The organism is Sulfurifustis variabilis, assembly GCF_002355415.1.
Classification (GTDB): domain Bacteria; phylum Pseudomonadota; class Gammaproteobacteria; order Acidiferrobacterales; family Sulfurifustaceae; genus Sulfurifustis; species Sulfurifustis variabilis.
This window is the reverse complement of record NZ_AP014936.1, coordinates 1,442,396-1,463,736: the sequence shown is the minus strand read 5'-3', so window position 1 is coordinate 1,463,736 and position 21,341 is coordinate 1,442,396. Positions and strand designations below refer to the sequence as shown.

At 63.5% G+C, this 21,341-nt stretch carries 16 protein-coding genes and 2 tRNA genes; 8 read left to right on the top strand and 10 right to left on the bottom strand.

Translation table 11 applies throughout. From position 1 onward, the window contains the following. The 5 genes from xrtD to prsR all read left to right on the top strand — a co-directional run bounded on the left by xrtD (position 1) and on the right by prsR (position 9,590). Entirely contained in the window at positions 1–1,512 is a 1,512-nt protein-coding gene (gene xrtD, locus SVA_RS07140) for a VPLPA-CTERM-specific exosortase XrtD (protein WP_197703410.1), read from the top strand. A gap of 92 nt (positions 1,513–1,604) precedes the next feature. Then, complete coding sequence (locus SVA_RS07135; protein ID WP_096460578.1) at positions 1,605–3,227, top strand: glycosyltransferase family 4 protein; 1,623 nt, start codon at positions 1,605–1,607, stop codon at positions 3,225–3,227. A 33-nt stretch (positions 3,228–3,260) separates the two neighbouring features. Next, on the top strand, positions 3,261–5,648 hold the full coding sequence (locus SVA_RS07130; protein WP_096460577.1) for a tetratricopeptide repeat protein: 2,388 nt from the start codon (positions 3,261–3,263) through the stop codon (positions 5,646–5,648). Positions 5,649–6,096: 448 nt separating this feature from the next. Continuing rightward, entirely contained in the window at positions 6,097–8,274 is a 2,178-nt protein-coding gene (gene prsK / locus SVA_RS07125; protein WP_169924002.1) for an XrtA/PEP-CTERM system histidine kinase PrsK, read from the top strand. Continuing rightward, positions 8,244–9,590, top strand: coding sequence for a PEP-CTERM-box response regulator transcription factor (gene prsR / locus SVA_RS07120; RefSeq protein ID WP_096460575.1), 1,347 nt, complete (start codon positions 8,244–8,246; stop codon positions 9,588–9,590). Before prsK ends, prsR begins: the two co-directional genes overlap by 31 nt. Before the next feature lie 757 nt (positions 9,591–10,347). On the opposite strand, the gene SVA_RS20410 is transcribed toward prsR, so the two are convergent. Continuing rightward, positions 10,348–10,749 carry a group I intron-associated PD-(D/E)XK endonuclease gene (locus SVA_RS20410; RefSeq protein WP_420823878.1) on the bottom strand — a complete coding sequence of 134 codons (402 nt, stop codon included), beginning with the start codon at positions 10,747–10,749 and terminating at the stop codon, positions 10,348–10,350. 74 nt (positions 10,750–10,823) lie between these two features. Here SVA_RS20410 and SVA_RS07110 point away from each other — a divergent pair, with 74 nt between their 5' ends. Continuing rightward, on the top strand, positions 10,824–11,024 hold the full coding sequence (locus SVA_RS07110; protein WP_096460573.1) for a hypothetical protein: 201 nt from the start codon (positions 10,824–10,826) through the stop codon (positions 11,022–11,024). Here the strand turns inward: SVA_RS07110 and SVA_RS07105 are convergent. The 8 genes from SVA_RS07105 to recA all read right to left on the bottom strand — a co-directional run bounded on the left by SVA_RS07105 (position 11,021) and on the right by recA (position 18,566). Then, positions 11,021–11,329 carry a hypothetical protein gene (locus SVA_RS07105; protein WP_096460572.1) on the bottom strand — a complete coding sequence of 103 codons (309 nt, stop codon included), beginning with the start codon at positions 11,327–11,329 and terminating at the stop codon, positions 11,021–11,023. The genes SVA_RS07110 and SVA_RS07105 overlap by 4 nt on opposite strands. 544 nt (positions 11,330–11,873) lie before the next feature. Continuing rightward, positions 11,874–11,950 (bottom strand) — tRNA-Arg (locus tag SVA_RS07095). 193 nt (positions 11,951–12,143) lie between these two features. Next, positions 12,144–12,235: transfer RNA gene (locus SVA_RS07090), tRNA-Ser, on the bottom strand. A 55-nt stretch (positions 12,236–12,290) separates the two neighbouring features. After that, positions 12,291–12,500, bottom strand: a complete 210-nt coding sequence (gene csrA, locus SVA_RS07085) for a carbon storage regulator CsrA (protein ID WP_096460570.1) — start codon at positions 12,498–12,500, stop codon at positions 12,291–12,293. Positions 12,501–12,833: 333 nt separating this feature from the next. Beyond that, positions 12,834–14,090, bottom strand: coding sequence for an aspartate kinase (locus SVA_RS07080; RefSeq protein ID WP_096460569.1), 1,257 nt, complete (start codon positions 14,088–14,090; stop codon positions 12,834–12,836). 103 nt (positions 14,091–14,193) lie between these two features. Then, positions 14,194–16,782, bottom strand: a complete 2,589-nt coding sequence (alaS, locus tag SVA_RS07075; protein ID WP_096460568.1) for an alanine--tRNA ligase — start codon at positions 16,780–16,782, stop codon at positions 14,194–14,196. A gap of 273 nt (positions 16,783–17,055) precedes the next feature. After that, positions 17,056–17,481: a regulatory protein RecX gene (locus tag SVA_RS07070; RefSeq protein WP_420823877.1), complete on the bottom strand. Its 426-nt coding sequence runs from the start codon at positions 17,479–17,481 to the stop codon at positions 17,056–17,058. 38 nt (positions 17,482–17,519) lie between these two features. Next, positions 17,520–18,566, bottom strand: a complete 1,047-nt coding sequence (recA, locus tag SVA_RS07065) for a recombinase RecA (protein WP_096460566.1) — start codon at positions 18,564–18,566, stop codon at positions 17,520–17,522. 186 nt (positions 18,567–18,752) lie between these two features. On the opposite strand from recA, the gene SVA_RS07060 reads away from it, so the two are divergent. Then, positions 18,753–19,499: a sulfite exporter TauE/SafE family protein gene (locus SVA_RS07060; RefSeq protein WP_096460565.1), complete on the top strand. Its 747-nt coding sequence runs from the start codon at positions 18,753–18,755 to the stop codon at positions 19,497–19,499. Positions 19,500–19,575: 76 nt separating this feature from the next. Then, complete coding sequence (gene ispG / locus SVA_RS07055; protein WP_096460564.1) at positions 19,576–20,724, top strand: (E)-4-hydroxy-3-methylbut-2-enyl-diphosphate synthase; 1,149 nt, start codon at positions 19,576–19,578, stop codon at positions 20,722–20,724. A gap of 19 nt (positions 20,725–20,743) precedes the next feature. Here the strand turns inward: ispG and SVA_RS07050 are convergent, their stop codons facing one another. After that, the gene (locus SVA_RS07050; protein WP_096460563.1) at positions 20,744–21,277 is read right to left on the bottom strand and encodes a hypothetical protein; all 534 of its coding nucleotides are present in this window, start codon (positions 21,275–21,277) and stop codon (positions 20,744–20,746) included. Positions 21,278–21,341: the final 64 nt, after the last annotated feature.

Here is a 21,341-nt window from a genome sequence, read left to right as displayed (position 1 = left end):
GTGGCCGCCGCCCTTCTTGGATTTACCTTCCAGCATGGAATTGCCGAGCTGCTTCGGGTATGGGAGATCAAAGAAGAATACAGCTTCGGCTACCTGATCCCATTCATAACGCTATTCCTTGTCTGGCAACGAAAGGACCGCCTGGAATCGGTTCCTTTTACTGGATCGTGGGCTGGTTTCGCGCTCGTGCTCTTCGGCCTCCTCGTCTATGTAGCTGGCGAACTCAGCACCCTGTATCTCCTCATCCAATACGCCCTTTTACTAGCTCTCGCCGGACTCGTTCTCGCCTTTACGGGACCGGCCGCGTTTCGAGTCATACTAGTACCGCTGCTGCTTCTCGTCTTCATGGTGCCGTTGCCACAGTTTTTCCTGAGCGAGATTTCTCAGCATCTCCAGCTTATTTCTTCTCAAATCGGCGTCGCATTCATTCGCATTTTTGGAATAAGCGTTTTTCTCGAAGGCAACGTGATAGACCTGGGCACGATGAAATTGCAGGTAGTCGAAGCGTGCAGTGGCTTGCGCTACCTCTTCCCGCTCATGACCCTGGGCTTCATCTGCGCCTATTTTTTCAGCGCGCCATTCTGGAAGCGGGCATTCGTGTTTCTGTCGACAATTCCGATCACTGTACTTATGAATAGCCTCCGCATCGGGATTATCGGCATTCTCGTGGAATTTTGGGGAGAGTCGCAGGCTGAGGGTTTTCTGCACGATTTTGAGGGATGGATCGTCTTCATGGCGTGCACTGCCGTGTTGGTTGGGGAGATGTGGTTGCTTAACCGTTTTGGTCAAGCGCGGCGTCCTTGGCGGGAAGCGTTCGGCCTAGAACTCCCAGCCGCGACACCGAAGGATGCGCCCGTCCATTACCGGTCGCTCCCAGTGCCCTACCTCGCCGTCCTGGTTCTTCTACTTTCGACCGCTGTCTTATCGTTCCTGCTTCCGCAACGAGTTGAAGCGACACCGGCACGCGAAGATCTCATTTCGTTCCCGCTGCTCCTTGGCGAATGGCAGGGCGTGAGTGACCGCATCGAGCAGATTTACCTGAACGAACTGAAGCTAGACGACTATTTGATCGTCAATTATGCCAAGCCCAATCAACCGCCGGTTAATCTCTACATCGCCTACTACGGCTCGCAACGAAAGGGGCAATCGGCTCATTCACCGCGGACCTGCATGCCGGGAGGTGGGTGGCGCATCGCCGATCTGGAACAAGCCTCAATAGATACTGACATCTTCGCAGGACAGCTGCCCATTAACCGTGCGCTTATTCAGCTAGGCGACAGACGCCAGCTTGTTTATTACTGGTTTCAGCAGCGAGGACGCGTACTGACGAACGAGTACCTTGTGAAGTGGTTCATCTTCTGGGATGCAATTACGAGAAATCGAACAGACGGAGGCCTCGTCCGCGTCGTCACACCAGTGTTACCCGGCGAGGACATGAAGGAAGCGGATCAGCGCTTAGCAAGCTTGGTGCGCCATATCTCGCCGCTGCTTGCGCGATACCTGCCCGATTGAGCACTGATATATCCAGCGTGCACAGGAGCCGGCGAAATATCAGCTTCAGTCGACCAGAGATCGACCGTTAGATAAAGGGGAGGAAGTTCGCAGTGCAGTACTTGCTCGCATTCTTCACCGCTCTGGTAATTAGCGTTTCGATCATCCCGCTAATGATTCGTCTCGCCCCGCGATTGGGTTTGGTGGATCGGCCGGACGCACGGAAGGTACACTGTCAGCCTATTCCGCGAGCAGGTGGCGCGGGGATTGTACTCGGTGCACTCATACCGCTCGCACTGTGGCTCCCGATTGACCCCCTGCTACTAGCGTATCTCTGGGGCTCGCTGACGTTGCTGGCATTCGGCCTTTGGGACGACGCGGTTGAACTTGGTCACTACACCAAGTTTCTCGGACAGTTTGTCGCCGTCCTCCCGGTTGTCTATTACGCCGATCTACACGTTTACTGCCTGCCATTTTCCGGCCTGGAAGCGTTGCCCGATGCCATCACGAAGCCGTTCACCGTCTTCGCGATCGTGGGCATGATCAACGCGCTTAACCATTCCGATGGACTGGATGGTCTCGCTGGTGGGTTATCCGTATTAAGCCTTGCCGCCATCGCCTATCTTTCACATGGCGCGGGAGATCAAACAGCCATGATAGTCTCGCTTAGCGCGCTTGGTGGCATAGTCGGATTTCTACGCTATAACACCCATCCGGCGCGAGTATTCATGGGTGATGGTGGCAGCCAGTTTCTTGGCTTTTCCCTCGGTTTTCTTGCGGTGCTGCTGACGCAGCGAACTAATCCCGCCCTCAGCCCGGCATTGCCTGCACTGCTCCTCGGTCTGCCTATCGTCGATATCCTCGCGGTCTTTGTGCAGCGCGTGTATCAAGGCATGAACTGGTTCAAGGCCACACGCAATCACATTCACCACCGGCTGCTCGATCTCGGCTTCGGCCACTACGGCTCCGTCGTAGTGATCTACTCGGTGCAGACCGTTTTCGTCTTGAGCGCAGTGCTGATGTCCTACGAAAACGACAGCATCATTCTAGGCCTGTATCTGATCATTTGTGGGATGCTATTCGCATTTCTGTACACGGCCGAAAGTCACGGATGGCGCATGGCTCGAACGAAACCTGCCCCCCGGCTGACTCGACTAGTCGAGTCGCTGAAGCGCCACCCACGGTTCAAGTCGGCGTTACTCACAGCCGTGGCCATGGCAATCGCTGGTCTGTTCCTAGCGGCAAGCATCTTGACTTCGCATGTGCCGCGCGACATGGCTATAGGCTCTCTCGCGCTTGCAGCCTTGCTGCTTTTCCTCATCGGCGTGCGACGCGACACCTCGATCCTGGCGCGCACCGTGAACTACATCACAGCCGCGTTCGTGATTTACCTAGAATCACAGTACATCCCGTCATTGGGTATCGCCTTAGTTAATTGGGCCGGTACGGCGTTTTTTGCGCTGCTAGCAGTCGCAATTGGGATGGCAATGCGGTATGCAGAGTCCGATTTTCGGACGACCCCTATGGACTTCCTCATCCTCTTTTTGGTGCTTTCCGTCGGATTTCTGGCCGAACAGGAGTTGGTTCAGACGCAACTAGGCATCATGTTGGTTAAACTCGTCATCGTCTTTTACGGCTGCGAATTGGTCCTCTCGCGCCTCGGCCCAAAATGGAATCCGCTCAACCTGTCTGCCTTAAGTGCTCTCGGAATTTTGGGCTTCCGTGGTCTGATTTGAAACCTACTGTTACGAATTGTTGGAGATTTTCCTATGCCGCTTCGCCCGCTGTTAGGTAGAACCGTGCTTCTGGTCCTTGTTCTCGCGCTCGTCGCCTGCGGCGGCGCCGAGGCAAGAAAGGCAAAGTATTTCGAGCGCGGCAAGGTATATTTTGACCAGGAGAATTACGACAAGGCTGTCATCGAACTCAAGAACGTCTTGCAGATCGACCCGAAAGATGCGGCGACATACCTGCTGCTCGCTAAAGTCGAGGAGAAGCGAAACAACCATCGGCAGGCTTTCAGTGCTTACGCCAAAGCTGTCGAGCTCGCTCCCGACAACCCACATGCCCAGGCACGGCTCGGGCGCTACTACCTGCGCGCGGGCGATCTGACCAAAGCCCAGGAGATGGCCGACGCCATTCTCAATATGTATCCCAGTCATGTTGAGGGACGCGTGCTAAAAGCCGCAATAACTATGCTCCAGGGAAATGAAGACAAAGCCCTAACTGAAGCGACTGCGGTGGTAAACGAGCACCCCGAGGCTGTGGACGCAGCCGAGCTTCTAAGTGCGATGTATCAGAAGTCGGGAAATTTTCAAAGGGCCATCGCCACGCTCGCACAGGCAATCGAAAAAAACCCCAGGGACGTGGGTATGCGGTTACAACTTGCCAGACTTTACGCTTCACAAAAACAACCAGAGATGGCCGAGCGGGCCCTGCGCGAGGTTATTGAGCTCGAACCGAAAAACTTTAACCACCGCGTTACGCTGGCTGCATTTTTTGCCCAGGCAGATCGCGTAGAGCAGGCGGAAAAAGTCTTACGAGAGGCGATTCAGACGGATCCCGAGGACATGCAGAGGCGGCTCGCGTTAGTGGAGCTCATCGCAAATCGTAAAGGGCTCGAGTATGCCGAATCGGAATTGGAAGAGGCGCTCAAATCTGATCGAACGAACGCGTCATTGCGTTTCGCGCTCGGCCGGATTTATGAAAAGCGGGACGCATCGGGCAAGGCCGTCGAGTTGTACCGGCAGCTGATCGCAGAGCACGGCGTAAAACCTGAGGGTCTGCAGGCGCGTAATTTGCTAGCCCACCTTTTGTATAGTCAGGGGAAGTTCGCCGAAGCCGCCACCCTAACGGCTGAGGTATTAAAAGAAAATCCGCGGGACAATGCGGGATTGCTACTTCGAGGGAAGCTCGCCCTCCAAGAAGGAGATTCACTGACTGCGATCTCTTCATTCCGATCGGTACTCAAGGATCAGCCTGAATCATCTGACGCACTGGGCCTTCTTGGCGAGGCACACGCATTGAATCGTGAGTCGGAACTCGCGAGAGAGCATTTTCAAAAGGCGGTCGAAGCAAATCCGCGTAACGTTGCTGCGCGAGTGCGGTTCGCACGTTTTCTAGCCGAAACGGGAGATAGCGCTACGGCACTCAAGGAAGTAGAGCGAGCGCTCGCAAGCGCGAGTGATGACATAGCCGCGCTTAGACTCAAAGCTGAGCTACACGTAACACGCAAAGAGTTCGCGGCCGCGGATGCCGCAGTCGTCAAGCTAAAGAGTGCTCATGCTAAGAATCCGACCGTCTATCTTCTGGCCGGACAACTCTATGCGGGACAGAAAAAGTACGACGCAGCTCTCAAGGAATTCGAGCTGGCATTCGCGCTGTCACCCGCTTCTCCTGATGTTCTGGCAGGTATCGTAAAGGTCGAATTGGCGCGCGGTCGTCCTGAAGCCGCAGTGTCCCGGCTCAAGGATGTATTAAAGAACACCCCCGATCATGCGCTCGCGCACCACATGCTCGGAGAAGTGTATCTCGGACAAAAGAAGTTCGTCGCTGCAGAACAATCAATTGAGCGCGCGCGCGAACTGCAGCCGAAGTGGAACCTGCCCTACAGGACGCTGGCTAACGCACACGCAGTGCGTGGAGACAACGAGCAGGCGATTAAGATTCTTGAACAGGGGCTGCAAAACGTTCCAGAGGATACGGTACTTTCACTCGCTTTGGCCGAGGCGCAAGAGCGTGCGGGCAGACATACTCAAGCAATCGACGCTTACGAACGCGTTCTGAGGCATAGCCCCAACAATCTCGTCGCCGCGAATAATTTGGCTGCTCTTCTCGCCGACCACCGGAACGACGCGGGCGGATTGAAACGCGCCCGCGAACTCGTGCCCATGCTCGAGCAGGCGCCGCAGCCGGTGCTGCGCGATACGGCCGCTTGGGTGTACTACCGTGCAGGCGAGATCGACAAGGCAATTTCACTCCTCAAACCCGTCGTTGAGAAGGCCCCGAAGGTAGCCATCTTCCAGTACCACCTCGGCATGGCGTATCACAAGCAGGGCGACGCGCAGGCGGCGAAGCTGCACCTGAGCAAGGCCGTCGAGGCGAACGCCAAGTTCCCGGGCGCGGACGAAGCCCGGGCCACGCTGAGCGCGATCCCCTAGGTCCCCTTCGGACCGGGCGTCGTCCGGCGCCCGGTCCGGCTCCTCGCGGAATTTTCGTTCTTTTGCGGGCGGTTGCCCGCTGATGCTCCTCCGATCCGTCGAAGTACATTAGGCTTTGCTAATGTTTGAATTCTTCTACGCGATCAGCATTTTGTGACGATCGGTAGTGACGAAATTGTGAAACCATGCTTACAATGCGTTCGTCCCAATGAGCATCTAGTTATATAACCAAATAACGTACGGATTCGGTTGAGAATTCGTTCCGACTCGAGGAACCGGCGCACCACATTAAGCGCCCCCGAACGGAAACGACGACCGGACCGGTAGAAACAAGCGCGAGATAAAAGCAGGGAAGCCCCGGTCAGCGGGCGCGGCACAGCATTCGCCGCGAGAATCCGGTGGGAAGGATCCAGGCGCGCCTCGACACAAGAACGTTAGGAGGGCGCAGTTGGGAGGAGAGATAAGCCTGGAAGCGTTCAGCTTCGCGACCGCGTCGTTTGCGGCGACGTGTCTTGCGATCACGCTTCTCGTCAAACCCGAGGCCGGCCGCGAGCGCGGCCTGTTGACCGCGGCGCTGATCCTCACGGCGCTGTGGGCCGGCGCGGTGGCCGTGCAGAGCTTCACCGGCCGTTTCCTGCTCGTCGCGCACGCCCTCGAGGTCGTCCGCGGGTTCATCTGGATCGTCTTCCTCCTCGCGCTTCTCCGCACCGCCCTGCTCCATCGCCGCTTCGGCCGCGAGTTCCCTCTGGTGCTCGGCGCGATCGGGGCGCTCAGCACGCTCTTCGTCCTTCTGGCGCTCCTGCGCGACGTGTTCGACGCGCGGTTTCCGCCGTATGCCGATATCCCGCTGCTGGCCGCGCACCTGCTGCTCGCCGTCGGCGGCCTGGTCGCCGTGGAGCAGGTGTACCGCAACACGCCGCCGTGGCACCGGCGCGCCGTGAAGTACCTCTGCATCGGTACCGGCGGCATGTTCGCCTACGATTTCTATCTCTACGCCGACGCGCTCCTGCTCAACCGCGTCGACAGCGCGATCTGGAACGCGCGCGGCTTCGCCCACGCGCTGGTGATCCCCCTGATCGGCTTCGCCATCGGCCGCAAGCTCCCCTGGTCGCTCGCCGACCACTCGAACACGGTCCTGCTGTCCCGCCGCGTGGTCCTGCACACCACGGCCCTCGCCGCCGCCGGGCTCTACCTGCTGTTCATGGGCGCGGGCGGGTACTACGTGCGCACTTTCGGCGGCCAGTGGGGCACGGTCGCGCAGCTCACGTTCCTCTTCGGCGCGATCCTGATCCTCGCGGTGCTGCTCTTCTCCGGGCAGCTCCGCGCGCAGCTGAACGTGTTCATCAGCAAGCATTTCTTCCGCTACAAGTACGACTACCGCGAGGAGTGGCTGCGCTTCACGCGCACGCTGTCCTCCGGCGTCGACGGCGAGCGGCCGCACGAGCGCGTCATCCGCGCCATCGCGCAGATCATGGCGGCCCCCGCCGGCGTGCTCTGGCTGCGCGACGACCAGGACCGCTTCTCCGCGGTCGCACACTGGAACTGGCCGTCCGAGTCCAAGTCGCTCGCCACCGAGCACGCCGACAGCCCGCTGGTGGCCCTGCTCGAGGGCCGCGAGTGGGTGATCAACCTGGACGAGCACGGGGCGGGCGCCCGCATCGGCCGCTCGGTCAATCCCGCCACGCTGCCCGACTGGCTGCAGGCGACCCGCAACGCCTGGCTGGTCGTGCCCCTCGTCCTCCATCAGCGCCTGCTCGGCTTCGTGATCCTCGCCCGCTCCCCGATCAACGCCGTGAACCGGCACTTCAACTGGGAAGACTGCGACCTGCTCAAGACGGCGGGCCGCGGGGCGGCGAGCTACCTGGCCGAGCTCGAGAGTTCGCGGGCACTCGCGGAGGCGCGCCAGTTCGAGGCCTTCAACCGCCTTTCCGCCTTCGTGATGCACGACGTGAAGGGTCTGGTCACACAGCTCTCGCTCGTCGTCTCGAACGCCTCGCGCCACCGGAACAACCCCGAGTTCCTCGAGGACGCCATCGGGACGATCGAAAACTCGATCGAGAAGATGAATCGCCTCCTGACGCACCTGAGCAACAGCCAGACGTGCTGCGCCACGGAGCAGGTCGATCTGGTCGCGATGACTGCCAGGGCGGTCAAGGACCACCTGCCGGGTCCCCAACCGAACGCCGTGTTCGAGTGCGGGGAGTCCGAGATCATGGTGTGCGCCGACCGCGACCGGCTGGCGGCCGTCATCGGACACGTGCTCCAGAACTCCCGCGACGCGACGCCTCCCGAGGGCCGCGTCCAGGTGCGCGTGCGCGCCGGCGGCTCCGATGCCGTGATCGAGGTCGAGGACAACGGCTGCGGCATGGACGAGCACTTCGTGCGCGAGCGGCTGTTCCGGCCCTTCAGCAGCACCAAGCAGGCCGGCATGGGAATCGGCATGTACGAAACCCGTGAGTTCATCCGTTCCCTCGGCGGACGCGTCGAGGTGAACAGCCGCGTGGGCCACGGGACGGTCGTGCGGCTTCACCTGCCGTTGCACGGAAACACGAAGCAGCCTGCCGTCTACCGTTACGCCCAACCCGCCAGTCGTCGATGGCAGCCGAAACCACAAAGCTACTCGTAGTCGAGGACGACCCCGGCATTCGCAACCAGCTCCGCTGGTGTTTCGAGCGCTATCAGGTGCTCCTCGCCGGCGACCGCACGAGCGCGCTCGAACAGGTGCGCCGGCACCGCCCTCCCCTGATCACCCTGGACCTCGGCCTGCCGCCGGACGCCGACGCGACGAGCGAGGGGTTCGCCACTCTCGACGAGATCCTCGCGCTCGCGCCGGACACCAAGGTCGTGGTGGTCACCGGCAACAACGACCGCGAAAACGCCGTTCGGGCCGTCGGCCGGGGCGCGTACGATTTCTACTACAAGCCCATCGACCCGGTGCTTCTCGGGACGATCATCAACCGTGCGGCGCGCGTGCACGAGCTCGAGCAGGCCAATCGCCAGCTCATGCGACTCAAGGACTCGCCGCTCGACGGCGTCCTGACCGCGAGCCCCCAGATGCTCGACGTCTGCCGCACCATCGAGAAGGTCGCGCCCTCCACGGCGACCGTGCTGCTCAAGGGCGAGACGGGCACCGGGAAGGAGCTGCTCGCGCGCTCGCTGCACCGTCAGAGCCCCCGCTCCGCCGAGCCCTTCATCGCGGTCAACTGCGCCGCCATCCCGGAGAACCTGCTCGAGAGCGAGTTGTTCGGGCACGAGCGCGGCGCCTTCACCGGGGCGGTGCGCCAGACACCCGGAAAGATCGAGTACGCCAACAAGGGCACCCTGTTCCTGGACGAAATCGGCGACCTGCCGCTGTCGCTGCAAGCCAAGCTCCTGCGCTTCCTCCAGGAGCGGACGATCGAGCGGGTCGGTGGCCGGCGCGAGATCACCGTCGACGTACGCGTGATCTGCGCCACGCACCAGGACCTCGAGGCGAAGATCGAACGCGGGGAGTTCCGGAGCGACCTCTACTACCGCATCAGCGAGATCAGCGTGCGCATTCCGCCGCTCAGCATGCGCCAGGGCGACGTCCTGCTGCTCGCCCGCTTTTTCATCGAGCACTTCAACGACGAGCACGGGCGCAACCTCAAGGGCTTCACCAGCGAGGCGATCGCCGCGATGGAGGCGCACCCGTGGCCGGGCAACGTGCGCGAGCTGCGCAACCGCATCAAGCGGGCCGTGATCATGGCCGAGGGCCGGCAGATCACGCCGAAGGACCTCGAGCTGAGCGACGAGTCGCTGAAGGAACCGAACTTCAACCTGCGCGAGGTCCGGGACCGCGCCGAGCGCGAGGCCGCGCTCCGCGCCCTGAGCCGCACGAACGGCAACGTCGCCCGCGCCGCCGAGCTACTCGGCGTCAGCCGCCCGACGATGTATGACCTGATGCGGAAGTACAATCTCTAGGGAAACTCGGAACCGTCTTCTGTCATCGCGAGCGCAGCGAAGCGATCTCGCCCGGCGAAGCGAGCGGACAGCAAATTGCTTCGTCGCTTCGCTCCTCGCGATGACAACTGTTCAGCAGTGCCGGGCAGGCTGGTCGGCCCACCTATAAGTCGGAAGTTCGAACCCTTCCCCGCGAACGAACAAACAAAAAAAGGCCCGCGAGGGGCCCTTTTTCATTGCGTGGCACACCCGGAGAGATTACTCAGCGCATCCATGCGCTTCGCCCCTTCGGGGTCGCCGCTTGCGCGGCGTTCCGCATCGCTCCCGGCGATGCTGGTCGAACTGCCTACGATTTCGTCGGGAGTTCTTATCTCTCCGGGCGTGCAATAAAAAAGGGCCCGCGAGGGGCCCTTTTTATTGCATGGCGCGCCCGGAGAGATTACTCAGCGCATCCATGCGCTTTCGCCCCTTCGGGGTCGCCGCTTGCGCGGCGCTCGGCAGCGCTCCCGGCGCTGCTCGTCGAACTGCTTATGACTTCGTCGGGAGTTCGAATCTCGACAAGTACATCAATCAATGCAAAAGGGCCCACAAGGGGCCCTTTTGCATTGATTGGCGCGCCCGGAGAGATTCGAACTCCCGACCGCCTGGTTCGTAGCCATCTGTCGAATTGCGCCAAGTAACTGGCGCGATTCGGTTTTTGGTGGCGCGATTGTGACATTCCTCCGCATGGTACGCGGAGATAAGCGCTTGATTCTCCGCACTACGGGCTGCGCGAATGTCACAGCTCAAAATCAGCGGCTGGACGAACGCCTTTCGTTTGTCCGTTCTTCGGCGGCTCCACCCGGAGCTTCGCGACCCGCGTAGTCTGACACGCGGTTACCGGGACCAGGTAGCTCCGCCCGGTTTCTGGGCAATACACCCCGAAGTACTCAATGTCGCCGTGGTACGCCCGCGTTCCCTTCCCACGATGAGCCTGACTGCTACACGTCTTGAACTCGATGGCCCCATCCTTGAGCCGCCCAGTCTTGCACTGGACGCGCGAAATCCGCCCGTCGCCCTCGTCGATGGCCAAATCGTACCGGTGGTTTTCGCTGAAGGGCCGCAGGACCGCCTTGCCAGCCTGCAGAAGCGCGGTTAGAACGGCTGCTTCTGTGATGTCGCCTGTAGTTTTGGGGTGCATGAACGGATGTTGCCCGTGGATCGGCCGGGGCTGCATAATTTCGCCGCTTCGATAACAAGGAGGACTTGTGAACCATGCGCTACGTCTTCGTACTTTGCACCTTGCTCGCGGGGTGCGCCTCGCGGGGCCCGGAGTTCACGCATAACGGGGAGCCTACCACCTGGGAGGAGTACCAGCGCGCCAAGGCCGAGTGCGAGCTTGCAGTAGGCGGGGAGAACCGGGCCGCGGTGGACGTCTGCGTGCGCGACAAGGGCTACCGCTGGTGGGGCAGCTAGTTGTCGAGCTTGTCCGCCGCGTGCTGAATCAGCCGAAGTGACTTTACCCGGCCCAAGTCAGAGAACGTGATCTTATGGAGCTTAAACCCGAACTGGTTTACCTCGCGGCGCACCGCGTCAAGCACTTGCGGCTCCGGCGGCTGTGCTACGAGCTCGGCGTACGTCAGGCCGTTCACCGCCGCCCGAATCGCGCCCATCGTCACGTCCGCCAAGACGTCGTTGCGGTCCCAGATGTTGATCACGTAGGCCTTCACGTCTTTCACCTGCAGGACGAGCCACTCCGTGGTGTAGTTTTTGGTCGCCATGGGCCCTCCCTAGCCCGAGGATCGAGGCTATGAGTTGACCAAAAACGCCACCGGGGCTGCAGCCGGTTTCTGCAGCCCCGAAGAGCAGGGCGCTATTTTCTGAGCGGCATGGAACCCGCTCTTGTTGTAAAGCCGCTCCCTTGCCCGCCCTGGCTGGCGGAGCTCTTAAACCAACCGACTGAGGACGCGTCGCCGCTCACGCCAAAGCAATCGGGCGACCGCCGGCGCGCCACGCGGCTGCGCCAAGCGACCCCCGCATGGGCCGACAAGAAAGCGATCGAGGCGAGCTACGAAGAGGCTGCGCGCCTGACACGGGGCGCACGCAGGTGGCGACGTGGCCGGCTACTGAAGACGACCGAGTACGTCGTCGATCACGTCATTCCGCTGCAAGGGAAAGATGTGTGCGGCTTGCACGTGCCCGAGAACCTGCAAGTGCTTCCCGCCACTGTGAACGCTCGGAAGTACAATCGAATGTCACAGTAGCCGGGGAATGTCACAGGGTGTGCAAAAAGTTAGCAAAACCGCGCGCTAAGTTTTTGAAAAATGGCGCGCCCGGAGAGATTCGAACTCCCGACCGCCTGGTTCGTAGCCAGGTACTCTATCCAGCTGAGCTACGGGCGCGTGGAAACGGCATTATCGTGGATGGCGGAGAGAGAGGGATTACTCCGTGCGTCCTGCACTCCGCCCTCCGGGTCGCCGCTCTCGCGGCGCTCAAATTCGCTCCCGGCGAATTTGTCGAACCCTCTACTCGGGTTCGCCTCCACTTTTGGTCCACTCAAGAGGCTCTGCGCTGTCGATTCCTCTTGTGCGTGGATGGCGGAGAGAGAGGGATTCGAACCCTCGATACGCTTTTGGCGTATACACCCTTAGCAGGGGTGCGCCTTCGACCAACTCGGCCATCTCTCCGGGAAAACAGCAGGCAAGGATACCTGCTGCCCCGCGAGAGGTAAAGGAAATGGGCTCAGCCCTTTTCCGCCACGTCGTGCTCGCGCACCATGCCGGATTCCCGCTCCTTCTTGATGCGCTCGTAGATTTCTTCGCGATGAACCGGAATTTCCTTCGGCGCGTTCACGCCGATGCGCACCTGGTTGCCCTTGATCCCGAGGACCGTCACCTGAACGTCGTCGCCGATGTTCAGCGTCTCTCCAATGCGTCGAGTTAGAATCAGCATCCGCTGTTACTCCTTAAAGTCGCTCCGTTTTGGTGATCCACGTTCCGTTGTCGCCTTCAGCCGCCCTGCTGATCGTGTACCGCCTCTGTTGACGTTGGCCTTGCTCTAGCCGGTCCAAAAGTGCACGGGGGCGCGGTGCTTTTAAGTCCCGGATTCTTCGACAAAAAACAGTATACCCGGCAAATTCGTACGATCCTACTCACATCGATGCAGCTTCCATGCCAGCCGACTGCTGGGCGATAGCCGCGGTCGCCCTCCTGTACTCACACTAGCATCCCCTCCCCCCGTGCGCTCTCGCCGGGGGAAGAGCAACGATTCGAGAGTCCCGCGCGATCAGGAGCGGGCGGCACCCTTGGCCGGCGACCCCTGAGCCGGCGCCTCGCCGAGTCCGAAGGCGTCGTGCAGGGCACGCACGCCGAGCTCCAGATATTTCTCGTCGACGACCACCGACACCTTGATTTCCGACGTCGAGATCATCTGGATGTTGATGCCTTCGTCCGCCAGCGCCTTGAACATCGTGCCCGCCACGCCCGCGTGCGACCGCATGCCGACGCCGACGATGGATATCTTCACGATCTTGTCGTCGCCGCTCACCTCGCGCGCTTTCAAATCCTGCGCCACCTGCTTCAGTATCTCAAGCGCCTTCGGATAGTCGGCACGATGGACGGTGAACGTGAAGTCGGTCGTGCCGTCGGCGCCGACGTTCTGCACGATCATGTCGACGTTGATATTGCCCCGGCCCACGTCGCCGAGGATGCGCGCCGCGATGCCCGGCTTGTCCGGCACGCCCCGGATCGTGATCTTGGCCTCATCGCGGTTGAACGCGATGCCTGATATCACTGGCGCTTCCATCTCGTCTTCCTCGTACGTGATCAGCGTGCCGGGTCCTTCCTCGAAGGAGGACAGCACCCGCAGCGGGACGCGGTACTTGCCCGCGAACTCGACCGACCGGATCTGCAGCACCTTGGAACCGAGGCTCGCCATCTCGAGCATCTCCTCGTCCGTGATCCGGTCCAGACGGCGCGCCTGGGGCACGACCCGCGGATCGGTGGTGTAGACGCCGTCGACGTCGGTGTAGATCTGGCACTCGTCGGCCTTGAGCGCGGCTGCCATGGCGACCGCGGTCGTGTCCGAGCCGCCGCGTCCGAGGGTCGTGATGTTGCCCTCTTCGTCCACGCCCTGGAAGCCGGCGATCACGACCACGCGGCCCTTCTTCAGGTCGTCGCGCACGCGCTTGTCGTCGATGTCGAGGATCCGCGCCTTGCCGTGCACGTTGTCCGTCAGGATGTGCACCTGGTGGCCGGTGTACGAACGCGCCTCCGCGCCGCGCCGATTGAGCGCCATGCTGAGGAGCGCGATCGTCGACTGTTCGCCGGTCGCGAGCAGCACGTCGAGCTCGCGCGCCGGCGGCTCCGGGTGCACGCTCTTCGCGAGCTTGATCAGCCGGTCCGTCTCCCCGCTCATCGCCGACACGACGACGACCATGTCGTGGCCCGCCGCGCGCATGCGCGCGACCTTGTCGGCCACGGCGGCGATGCGCTCGGGGCTGCCCACCGAGGTGCCCCCGTACTTCTGGACGATCAGCGCCATGCGGGAAGAAGCGGCTTCGCGGATCAAAGGGCGCAGATTAAACCGGCTTTCCGTGCACGAGTAAACAGGATCCTGTGTCGGCTGGCCGACAGCGGCCGCGCGATCAGAGGCGCTCGGCCACCCAGCCGGTCACGGCCTCGAGCGCGGCGGGCAGGCCCTCGGGCTTCGTCCCGCCGGCCTGCGCCATGTCCGCCCGACCGCCGCCGCGTCCGCCGACGTGCGTGGCCACGTGGTTCACCAGCTCGCCGGCGTTGACCTTGCCCGTCAGGTCCTTGGTCACGCCGGCGATCAGCGTCACCTTGCCCTCGCTCACGGCCGCGAGCACGATCGCCGCCCGCCCGAGCTTGTCCTTGAGCCGGTCCATCGCCTCGCGCAGCGTCTTGACGTCGGCGCCGTCGAGCTGCGCGGCGAGCACCTTCACGCCCTTGATCTCCCGGACCTGGTCGAGGAGCGAGCTGCCGCTGCCGCTCGCGAGCTGCGCCCGCAGCCCCTCGAGCTCCTTCTCCAGCCCGCGCAGGCGGCCCTGGAGCTGCTCGACCTTAGCGACTGCCTCTTCCCGTCCGCCCCGGACCAGCTCGGCGATGCGCCCCAGCCGGTCCTCGATCCCGCGCACGTACTCCAGCGCGCCCGGGCCGGTGACCGCCTCCACGCGGCGCACGCCGGCCGCCACGCCGCCTTCGGAGACGATCTTGAAGAAACCGATGTCCCCCGTCCGGTGCACGTGGGTGCCGCCGCACAGCTCGAGCGAGAACTCGCCCATGCCGACGACCCGCACCTCCTCGTCGTACTTCTCGCCGAAGAGCGCGCAGGCGCCGGATTTCATGGCCTCGTCGAGCGCCATGAGCCGGGTCTCGACCGGGCTGTTCCGGCGGATCTCGTCGTTGACCAGCTCCTCGACCTCCTGGATCTGCTCGAGCGTCATCGGCACGAAGTGCGAGAAGTCGAAGCGCAGCCGGTCGGGGGCCACGAGCGAGCCCTTCTGCTGCACGTGAGGGCCGAGCACCTTCTTCAGGGCCGCGTGCAGCAGGTGCGTCGCGGAATGGTTGTAGGCGGTCGCATGGCGCTTCGCTTCGTTGACCTGGCACTCGACCCGCGCCCCGACCTGGATCTCGCCCCGCTCCAGCCGCCCGATGTGGGCGTAGCCCTTCTGGGTGTCCCGAACGACGAACACGGCGCCGGGGGTCTTCAGCCAGCCCTGGTCGCCCACCTGCCCGCCCGACTCGGCGTAGAACGGCGTGCGATCGAGGTAAACCACGCCTTCCTCGCCCGCGCGGATGGCGGAACGATCCTGGCCGTCGACGACGATCGCCTGCACGGTCGCCTCGTCGCGCACGGTCTCGTAGCCGGTAAAGGCCGTCTCCACCGCGGCGCGCGCGCCGCCGCCCACCGCCGCGGTCTTGAAGCTCGAGGCCGCCCGCGCGCGCTCGCGCTGCGCCGCCATCTCGCGCTCGAAGCCTTCCATGTCGAGCCGCAGGTTGCGCTCGAGCGCCACGTCGCGCGTGAGGTCGAGAGGGAAGCCGTACGTGTCGTAGAGCCGGAAAACCAGCTCGCCCGGCACGACGTCGCCCTCGAGCGCGGTGATGCCGTCTTCGAGGATCCTGAGCCCCTGCTCGAGGGTCTCGTTGAACCGCTCCTCCTCCTGCCGGAGCGCGCGCTCGACCGTTTCCCGCGCCGCGGTGAGCTCCGGGTAGGCGTCGCCCATCTCGGCGATCAGCGGGGCGACGAGGCGGTAGAAAAACGGCTCCGTGGCGCCCAGACGGTGACCGTGGCGGATCGCGCGGCGCACGATGCGGCGCAGCACGTAGCCCCGGCCCTCGTTCGACGGGAACACGCCGTCGGTGATCAGGAAGGCCGCCGCGCGGATGTGATCGGCGACGACGTTGAGCGAATGGCTCTCGCGTTCGCTGGTGCCGAGGAGCTTTGCGGTCGCCGCGATCAAATTTTTGAAAAGATCGATGGCGTAGTTGCTGTGCACGCCCTGCATCACCGCCGCGATGCGCTCGAGCCCCATGCCGGTATCGACCGAGGGCTTGGGCAGGGGCGTCAGGACGCCCTGGCCGTCGCGGTTGTACTGCATGAACACGAGGTTCCAGATCTCGACGTAGCGGTCCCCGTCCTCGTCCGGGCTGCCCGGCGGTCCGCCGGGAATGCCGGGGCCGTGGTCGTAAAACACCTCGCTGCACGGGCCGCAGGGGCCGGTGTCGCCCATCTGCCAGAAGTTCGACTTCTCGCCGAGCCGGGCGAAGCGCTTCGGATCGACCTTGAGCTCCTTGAGCCAGATGTCGGCGGCCTCGTCGTCGTCCTGGTAGACGGTGACCCAGAGCCGGTCGGGCGGGAGCTTCAGCTCCTTCGTCAGGAACTCCCAGCAGTAGCCGATCGCCTCGCGCTTGAAGTAGTCGCCGAAGCTGAAGTTACCGAGCATCTCGAAGAAGGTGTGGTGGCGGGCCGTGTAGCCGACGTTCTCGAGGTCGTTGTGCTTTCCGCCCGCCCGCACGCAGCGCTGGCTGCTCGCCGCGCGGGTGTACGGCCGCTTGTCGATGCCGAGGAAGACGTCCTTGAACTGCACCATGCCGGCGTTGGTGAAGAGCAGGGTCGGGTCGTTCGCCGGCACGAGCGGGCTCGAGGGCACGACCGCGTGCCCGTTGCGCCGGAAGTACTCCAGAAACCGCGTCCGAATCTCGGTGCTCTTCATCTCTCAGCCTTGAAACCCGTCCTCTCTCGACTCTCGACTTCCTTCCCTCTCCCCTCCGGGGAGAGGGCGAGGGTGAGGGGCTACCCTCACCCCATCCCTCTCCCGCATTGCGGGAGAGGGGGAGTTGGTGGGAGTCCATTCGAACCAGTTGCCCTCACCCCATCCCTCTCCCGCAAGCGGGAGAGGGGGAGTTGGTGAGAATCTTCTCGAACTAGCTGCCCTCACCCCATCCCCCTCCCGCTTCGCGGGAGAGGGAGTAATTCTGCTTCGACATCAATCCTCGCCCGCTTCCTTCAGCGCCCGCTTGATCTGGTCGAACGTGAAGCCCCGGTACTGCAGGAACCGCGCCTGCCGCGCGCGCTCCGCGTAGTCCTTCGGCGGCCGAGCGCCGAACTTGCGCCGGCGCACTCGGCTCGCCTGCGCAACCCAGTCTCGGCTTCGGGGATCCACCCAGCGCTCGATCGCGTCCTGCGTCAATCCCTTCTCCTCGAGCTCCTTCGCGATCCGAAGGGGCCCGTGACCCCGCTCGCGCCGGCTCCGCACGAGGATCTCGGCGAAGCGTTCGTCGGAGAGGAGGCCCTCCTCGGCGAGCCGCGCCGCCACCTCTTCCGCGACTCCCCCGGCGCATCCCTTGCGCCGGAGCTTCTCGGTCAGCTCCTCCCGGCTGTGCTCCCGCCGGGTGAGCCACCGCAGCGCCAGCGACCGCGCCCTGGCGGCGTCGATCGCCGGCTCGTCGATCAGGCCTCGACCTCCTCGGGCACGGCCTCGGCCGCCTCGCCGTTACCGCCCGACCGCGCAATCACGGTTTTCTCGCGGATACGCGCCTCGATCTCGGCCGCCGTGTCGCCGTGCTCCTTCAGGTACTCGCGGGCGTTCTCCTTGCCCTGGCCGATCCGGTCCTTCTTATAGGTGTACCAGGCGCCCGATTTCTCGATGATGCCCTGCTCCACCCCGATGTCGATCAGCTCGCCCAGCTTGGAAATGCCCTCGTTGTAGAGGATGTCGAACTCGCACTGCCGGAACGGAGGGGCCAACTTGTTTTTGACCACCTTGACCCGGGTCTGGTTGCCGATCACCTCCTCGCCCTTCTTGATCGAGCCGATGCGGCGGATGTCGAGGCGCTGCGAGGCGTAGAACTTGAGGGCGTTGCCGCCGGTCGTGGTCTCGGGGTTGCCGAACATCACGCCGATCTTCATGCGGATCTGGTTGATGAAGATGACGAGGGTGTTCGAGCGCTTGATGTTTGCGGTGAGCTTGCGCAGGGCCTGGGACATGAGGCGCGCGTGCAGGCCCATCTGCGGCTCGCCCATCTCGCCCTCGATCTCGGCCTTGGGGGTGAGCGCCGCCACGGAGTCGATCACGACCACATCGACCGCGCCGGAGCGCACCAGCATGTCCGTGATCTCCAGGGCCTGCTCGCCGGAATCCGGCTGGGAGACGAGGAGCTCGTCGATGTTGACCCCGAGCTTCTTGGCATAGAGGGGATCGAGGGCGTGCTCCGCGTCCACGAACGCGGCGGTGCCGCCCAGTTTCTGGGCCTGGGCGGTCAGGGAGAGCGCCAGGGTGGTCTTGCCGGAGGACTCCGGCCCGTAGATTTCCACGACCCGGCCGCGGGGCATGCCGCCGATGCCGAGGGCGATATCGAGGCCGAGCGAGCCGGTCGAGATGACCTCCGCCGGCTGCACGGTGCCGGAATCGCCGAGCCGCATGACCGAGCCCTTGCCGAACTGCTTCTCGATCTGGCCCAGTGCGGCACTGAGCGCCTTGGTCTTGTTGCTGTCCATGTTTGGTCCCCCGGTTCTATCCGGCTAAATTCGTTGGAAAAAGTGGTGGGCGCGCAAAAAATCCAGCGGGGAATTATTCCATAATACTCGGGGGGTGTCCTAGCCCTGAAGCGGTCGCGGTTTTTGGGCGGGCGCGCAGCGTTCACCCTGTCTTTCTGCGAGAATGCGCGCCCCGGAAGCGACCCGATGCCGATACCCGACGAAATCCTGTATCTCGCGCCGTTCGTCATCGTGCTCTCGTACACGATCTTCGGCGCCACGGGGTTTGGCTCGGCCCTGATCACCATTCCGGTGCTGGCGCACGTCCTGCCGCTCACGTTCGTCGTGCCGCTGGGGCTCCTGCTCGATTTCAGCGCGTCCCTGCTTTCCGGGGTGCGGTTCCGGCGGGAGGTCAACCGGCGGGAGATCTATGCCCTGCTGCCGTTCGGCCTCGCCGGCACGATTATCGGTGTCGTCCTGCTGGTCACCGTCCCCCGGCAACCGGCCCTGCTGGCCCTCGGCCTCTTCATCGCCGGATACGGCTTTTACAGCTTCTGGAACCATGAGATCACCCGGACCGTCGGCCGCGCCTGGGCGGCGCTGGCGGGGACCCTCGGCGGCATCGTGGGCGCGGTGTTCGGGACCGGCGGGCCGCTGTTCGTGATCTATCTCAGCCGGCGCATCCGCAAGACCAAGGAGCTCAAGGCGACCCTCGCGGCCGTTTTCACCCTTCAGACCTCGGGCCGCATCGCGGTCTTCGCCGTTTCGGGCCTGCTGCTGCGCAGCGACCTGCTGCTGTCCGCGCTGCTTCTCTTCCCGGTGATGCTGCTCGGCCTGCGGATCGGCAACCGCGTGCACGACCGCCTGCCCCGGCAGGCCGTCATGCAGGGGATCAGCGTGTTGCTCGTGCTGAGCGGGGCGTCGCTGATTTACCGCGCGATCGTGGCGGAATGATTGCCTTTTCAGGGGTGAGCCGCTAACGTTACCGCGATCTCGCGGCCCTTGTTCGCCGCCGCACGCCCGGTCTCCCATGTCGCATTCGCTCCCCCGCAACCCCACGCGCGCCGTCCGGATCGGCTCCGTGACCATCGGCGCCGGTCATCCGATCGCGGTGCAGAGCATGTGCGCGACCCGCACGCAGGACATCGAGGCGACCGTGGGGCAGGTGCAGGCGCTGGCGGCCGCCGGCGCGGACGTGATCCGCATCGCGGTCGACAACCGCAAGGACGCCGCGGCGCTCGCGTCGATCCGCTCGCAGACGAACGCCAATCTGTCGGCCGATCTCCAGGAGAACTACCGGATGGCCGAGCTCGTCGCGCCGCACGTCGACAAGCTACGGTACAACCCGGGCCACCTCTACCACCACGAGCGCGCGAAGCCGTGGCAGGACAAGGTGCGCTATCTCGTCGACATCGCCGGCGGCCGCGGCATCGCGCTGCGCGTCGGCGTGAACTGCGGCTCGGTCGATCCGGCGAAGGCCGACAAGTACGCGGCGAACGACAAGCTCTCGCCCATGATCGAGAGCGCGCTCGAGCACTGCGAGCTCCTCGACCGCATCGGCTTCACCAACTACTGCGTCTCGCTCAAGGACTCCGACCCGAACCAGGTGATCGAGGTGAACACGCGCTTCGCCGCCGAGCGGCCCGACGTCCCCCTGCACCTCGGCGTGACCGAGGCGGGCCTGCCGCCCGACGGCATCGTCAAGACGCGCGTGGCGTTCGAGCAGCTCATCAGCCGGGGCATCGGCGACACGATCCGCGTCTCGCTGACGGTGCCGAACCCGCGCAAGCACGAGGAGATCGTCGTCGGCCGCCAGATCCTCGCCGACATCGCCGCCGGGCGGGTGCGCAGCGTCGTGCGCTACGACAACTCGGGCCTCAACATCATCAGCTGCCCGAGCTGCTCGCGCGTGGAGAACGAGGCCTTCATCGACCTGGCCGAGCAGGTGCGCGAGATGACGCGCTACGCCGCGGCGCACGCGGTCACGATCGCCGTCATGGGCTGCCGGGTGAACGGTCCGGGGGAGACCGACGAAGCCGACCTCGGCCTCTGGTGCGGCCCGAACCACGTGAACCTGAAGCGCGGGGAACGCTCGCTCGGGGCGTTCCGCTACGACGAGATCCTCGCCCGCCTGAAGCAGGAGCTGGACGCGGTGATCGCTTCGAAGGGCAGCGCCTAGGCTCGCCCGAGTCGTGCGGTCAGCCGGGCAGCAGCCGGTGCCTGCTGATCCACAATAGCGTGGCTTCCTTGTCCCTGGGCGCGGTCTCGCTGACTGCGAGCACGCCCGAGGAAAGGTACCAGCCGACGATGGGCTTTCCGTAGACGTCCTTTCTGCTCCCTACCGTGCGCCATTCGCCGTAGGTATCGGTGAACGTCTGCACCAGCGTGGGGTGGTCCTTTCCGTCCAACGCCACTTTGACGTTGCTCAGCTCGGCGTCCTTGAAGAAGAAGGCGGCGTAACGGGCGGGAACGCCGTTGACCTCGCGGACGTCGGTGAAACAGACCCGATCGCCCAGCTCCGAACGTTCGTCGTAGCATTTGAACTTGCTGGACGAGTAGAGCGTCTTGATCTCGTCCTCGGCGACTTCCGGCGTCAGGCTGTCGAAATCGATCTCGATCGCCGCGCGGCCGGTGACCATCGCGTACAACCGGGCAACGAGTTCATTCCCGGCTTCCGTGGACCAGGCCCAGGCGCCGAAGGCGATCGCGGCCAGAAGGACGAACTTCTTCATGCCTCCCTCACTTATTATTGGTTCACTGCACACGGGCCGGCGTTTCCGGCCGCGTCCTCCGCGG